Below are 4,552 nucleotides of genomic sequence, written 5' to 3'. Positions count from 1 at the left end.
TGCCATGATGCGAGACCGAAAGCCGTACCTGCAGACCAAACCAACATAACAGTTGCCGGCCTTCGCCGGGACGACGGGAAGGATGGTTCTCGATTCAAGTTGCCACACCACGCGGTGTCATCACCCACGCATGCGCATGCGGGTGATCCAGTATTCCAGAGACGGCGGTGCCGAGCATATCTCACGTCAAATGCCGCACAATCGCGAGCCCGGCAAACAGGCCCGCGATCGACAACACCACCGAGCCCGCGACATACAGCACCGCAAGGCCGAGCTCGCCGCGCTCATAGAGCAGCGCGGTGTCGAGCGAGAAGGCGGAGAAGGTGGTGTAGCCGCCGAGGATGCCGGTCATCAAAAATAGCCGCCAGGGCTGCGAGGCGTCGCCCTTGAAGGCGAGATAGCCGGCGATCAGGCCCATCACGGTCGAACCCGTGATGTTGATGATGAAGGTGCCGTAGGGAAAACCGGTGCCGATGCAGCGCGCGCAGGTGACGTTGATCAATTGCCGCAGCGTCGCGCCGAGACCGCCGCCGAAGAAGACGAGGAGATAGCTTGCCGCGTTACCCACCAATGCCCCCGCTGGTGTGTGTCGAGTGAGGGCGCATCTTGCCGCACACTCAAATCACCCACCCCTGAAAGGGGAGGGTCGACGCGAATGAAATGAGCGGCGGGGCGGGGTCACAGTCTCTCCATTGAGAGACTGCTCGTGTTGAGAGATGACCCCTCCCCGTTTCGCATTTCGCTTCGCTGCATGCGAAACGACCCTCCCCTTTCAGGGGAGGGTGAAGAAATATGCGACGGTCGAAGCCGCGCTCAGCCGGCCTTGCCGAACAGCTCGTCGACATAGTCCCAGTTGACGAGGTTTTCGACGAACGCCTTCAGATAGTCCGGACGGCGGTTGCGGTAGTCGATGTAGTAGGAGTGTTCCCAGACGTCGACGCCGAGGATCGGCACCGCGCCATGAACCAGCGGGTTCTCGCCGTTCGGGGTCTTGGCGACCTCGAGCTTGCCGCCCTTGACCTGCAGCCAGGCCCAGCCGGAGCCGAACTGGCCGGCGCCGGCGGCGGCGAAGTCGGCCTTGAACTTGTCGAAGCCACCGAGGTCTTCGCTGATCTTCTTCTCGAGCCGGCCGGGCAGCTTGCTGCCGCCGCCATTCGGCTTCATCCACTTCCAGAAATGGATGTGGTTATAGTGCTGGCCGGCATTGTTGAAGACGGCCGCGTTCTTGCCGAACGAACCCTTCACGATCTCCTCGAGGGATTTGCCTTCGAATTCGGTCCCCTTGATCGCGTTGTTGCCGTTGGTGACGTAGGCCTGGTGATGCTTGTCGTGGTGAAACTCCAGCGTTTCCTTGGACATGTAGGGCGCAAGGGCGTCGTGGGCGTAGGGCAGATCGGGTAGCGTGAAGGTCATGGGGTAATGTCCAACAGAGGGTGGGAGACTACACTTAACGGGTCCCCCTTATAGAAGGTTCCATGGCGGAGAAACACCGCATTTTCGGATCGCCCATGACAGATCGGCGCAGCCCGTACCAAGACCAAGGACCCAGACGATGAGCATCGAAATCGACATTCTCAACGGAGATGCATCGTGGAAGCGCGCCGAGCCGCTGCTCCAGGCGGTCTGGAGCCCGGATGCGGCCGAGAAACCAGCCTGGGCGGACATCAAATGGGCCCACGCGGATTTGCGCGTGCTGCTCGATGCGCCCGACGACAGCGGGCTCGCCTGCCATGTCGGTATCTATTTCCGGACCATCACCTGGAATGGCCACAAGGTGCATGTCGGCGGCATCGGCGGAGTCTCGACCCGCGCGGACTGCCGGCGGCGCGGGTATGCGTCACTCGCGCTCGACGCCGCCGTGCACACGATTCGTGCCAACGACGCGGTGAAATTTGCAATCTTATTCTGCGAGCCGCACAATTTCGCGTTCTACCAGGCGCGCGGCTGGCATCCCTTCAGCGGCGAAGTTTATTGCGAACAGCCTTCCGGGCAGATCCGCTTCGAGGCGATGGCGCCGTTCGTCAACGACATCGTTCGCGCGCCACGCCAGGGCAAGATCGACCTATGCGGCCTGCCGTGGTGACCCCTGCATCGGCGGCGGTGGCCTGAGGGGCCTGCGCGTCGTAGCATGTCGGTCATCATTTATTGGCGACAGGCTTTCACAAAGTGACCTCGAACCGCGGCTGCGAGCAAACTGCGCCCCCTCTCCCGCTTGCGGGGTCCGAGGCGAGCGAAGCTCGCTCTCGAGGCTGGGGTGGAAGTTTCACCGCGAGTCACATGGCAGAGAGAGCCCCCACCCGGATTGCATCTCCAATGCAATCCGACCTAAGAGCGAGCTTTGCTCGTCTCGACCCCGCGAGCGGGAGAGGTGAAGGGCAACCGACCCATGACCATTGAAGCCTCGATCGACGACACCGGCCCCGCCGCGGCTGCGCCCGCCGTGCCGGTCGACAACCTCTTGACCGCGCCGATCCTGCCGACGCTGCTTCGCCTTGCGATCCCGAACACCATCGCCATGTTCGGCTCGACGCTGGTCGCGGTGGCCGAGACGTCTTACATCGGCCGGCTCGGCACCGAACCGCTGGCCGGCATTGCGCTGGTGTTTCCATTCGCGATGCTGACACAGATGATGTCGGCCGGCGCGATGGGCGGCGGCGTCTCGTCGGCGATCAGCCGCGCGCTCGGTGCCGGCGACCGCGACCGCGCCGCCGACCTGGCGCTGCATGCGGCGATCATCGGCGGGTGCGCCGGATTGTTCTTCACCGTGATGATGCTGGGCTTCGGCCGCAGTTTCTATGCGATGCTCGGCGGACATGGCGGCGTGCTCGAGCAGTCGATGCATTACTCGCAGGTGCTGTTTTCCGGCGCGATCTCGATCTGGCTGGTCAACACGCTCGCCTCCGTCGTGCGCGGCACCGGTGACATGCGGATTCCCTCGATGACGCTGATCACGGTCTCGATGATCCAGATCGCGGTCGGCGGCGTGTTGGGTCTCGGGTTGTTCGGCATGCCCGGTCTTGGCATGCGCGGCGTCGCCGCCGGACAGCTCACGGCCTTCACGTGTGGTGCGATCTTCCTCGCCTGGTATCTCGCCTCTGGCCGCAGCCGGTTGAAGCTCGACTTCGCCGCCTTCAGCTTCCAGCGCGCGATGTTCCTCGACATCCTGAAAGTAGGCGCGATCTCCTGCCTGTCGCCGCTGCAGAGCGTGCTGACCATCCTGATCTTCACCAAGATCCTGGCCAGCTTCGGCACCGAGACGCTGGCCGGGTACGGCATGGGCTCGCGGCTGGAATTCTTGCTGATCCCGATCGCGTTTGCGGTTGGCGTCGCCTCGGTGCCGATGGTCGGCATGGCGATCGGCGCGGGACTCGTGACGCGCGCCCGCAAGGTGGCGTGGACCGCCGGTACCGTCGCCGGTCTTGTCGTTGGCCTCGTCGGACTTGTGGTCGCATTGAAGCCGACGCTGTGGATTGCGCTGTTCACCACCGATCCCGGCGTGACCGCCGCAGCTTCGTCCTATTTCGCGCTGGCCGGCCCGGGCTTCGGCTTCTTCGGCGTCGGCGTCTGCCTTTATTTCTCCTCGCAAGGCGCCGCCAAGGTCGGCGGGCCGGTGCTGGCCGGCACCATCCGCCTGCTGCTGGTCGGCATCGGCGGCTGGTGGCTCGCTACCGTGAGCGCCCCTGCATGGACGCTGTTTGCGCTGGTCGGCGGTGCGATGGTGGCGTTCGGCCTTGCCACCATCATATCGATCCGGCTGACCCGCTGGGGATAAATACAACGCAGCGCCCCGCACCGGAGCGTTGCCTGAGCATGACTGCTCCGGAAACAGGCACCAAAATTTTTTGGGAGCGCGCTCACCTGATCGCGCGAATATGACATTGCAGAAATTCTTCGACTTGTTATGCAGGCCGACTTCTAAAGCGCGATGAGATTGAGTCGAATCGTCATCGCGCTTTAGTTCTTTGTTTGACCATGATCTTTTCGGAAAACCGCTTCGCACTTTTCCGGATCATGCTCTTGGGGAATAAGCCATGGCCTGCCGATTCGGATTCATGATCGCCATCATTGCGACGGCGCTTGCCGTGCCCGCCGCGCATGCGCAAGGCGCGCCTGAGCCTGTCGGCGTCTGGCAGACCCAGGCTGGCGATGCCCGCGTCAAGATCAGCAAATGCGGCGGCGGCATCTGCGGCGTGGTGGTGAGCCTGCGCGATCCGATCGACCCGATGACCGGCAAGCCGCAAGTCGACAACAAGAATCCGAATCCGTCGCTGTCCAGCCGGACGATCATCGGGCTGCCGCTGTTTTCCGGCATGCATCCGGTTGCCGCGGGCAAATGGTCGGGCCAGATCTACAACGCCGACGACGGCGGCACCTATGCGAGCAGCATCTCGGTGACCGGCGAGAGCACGCTGCGCGTCGAAGGCTGCGTCGGCGCGCTGTGCGGCGGCGAGACCTGGACGCGGGTGGGACGGTAGTTCTTAGCCGAGCGGCAACCGCGACGGGACCGCGCCCCCTCTCCCGCCTGTCTCTTATACACATCTGACGCTGCCGA

The 4,552-nt window shown here is 63.5% G+C and carries 5 protein-coding genes; 3 read left to right on the top strand and 2 right to left on the bottom strand.

What is annotated here, in order from left to right:
• Positions 1-181: 181 nt before the first annotated feature.
• Complete coding sequence (gene crcB / locus PMN64_RS42140; RefSeq protein ID WP_304497229.1) at positions 182-568, bottom strand: fluoride efflux transporter CrcB; 387 nt, start codon at positions 566-568, stop codon at positions 182-184.
• A gap of 245 nt (positions 569-813) precedes the next feature.
• On the bottom strand, positions 814-1,413 hold the full coding sequence (locus PMN64_RS42135; RefSeq protein ID WP_411785026.1) for a superoxide dismutase: 600 nt from the start codon (positions 1,411-1,413) through the stop codon (positions 814-816).
• Between the two features lie 139 nt (positions 1,414-1,552).
• On the opposite strand from PMN64_RS42135, the gene PMN64_RS42130 reads away from it, so the two are divergent.
• The 3 genes from PMN64_RS42130 (at position 1,553) to PMN64_RS42120 (ending at position 4,475) form a co-directional block, all read left to right on the top strand.
• Complete coding sequence (locus PMN64_RS42130) at positions 1,553-2,083, top strand: GNAT family N-acetyltransferase (RefSeq protein WP_016846957.1); 531 nt, start codon at positions 1,553-1,555, stop codon at positions 2,081-2,083.
• Positions 2,084-2,386: 303 nt separating this feature from the next.
• Positions 2,387-3,772, top strand: coding sequence for an MATE family efflux transporter (locus tag PMN64_RS42125; RefSeq protein WP_028345411.1), 1,386 nt, complete (start codon positions 2,387-2,389; stop codon positions 3,770-3,772).
• Between the two features lie 259 nt (positions 3,773-4,031).
• Positions 4,032-4,475: a DUF2147 domain-containing protein gene (locus PMN64_RS42120; protein ID WP_028345412.1), complete on the top strand. Its 444-nt coding sequence runs from the start codon at positions 4,032-4,034 to the stop codon at positions 4,473-4,475.
• Positions 4,476-4,552 lie beyond the last annotated feature (77 nt).

The sequence above is a fragment of the Bradyrhizobium sp. UFLA01-814 genome, from assembly GCF_046718885.1.
In the GTDB taxonomy this organism is placed as follows: Bacteria; Pseudomonadota; Alphaproteobacteria; order Rhizobiales; family Xanthobacteraceae; genus Bradyrhizobium; species Bradyrhizobium elkanii.
The sequence above is the reverse complement of the archived record's forward strand: the minus strand, read 5'-3'. Positions and strand labels throughout refer to the sequence as shown.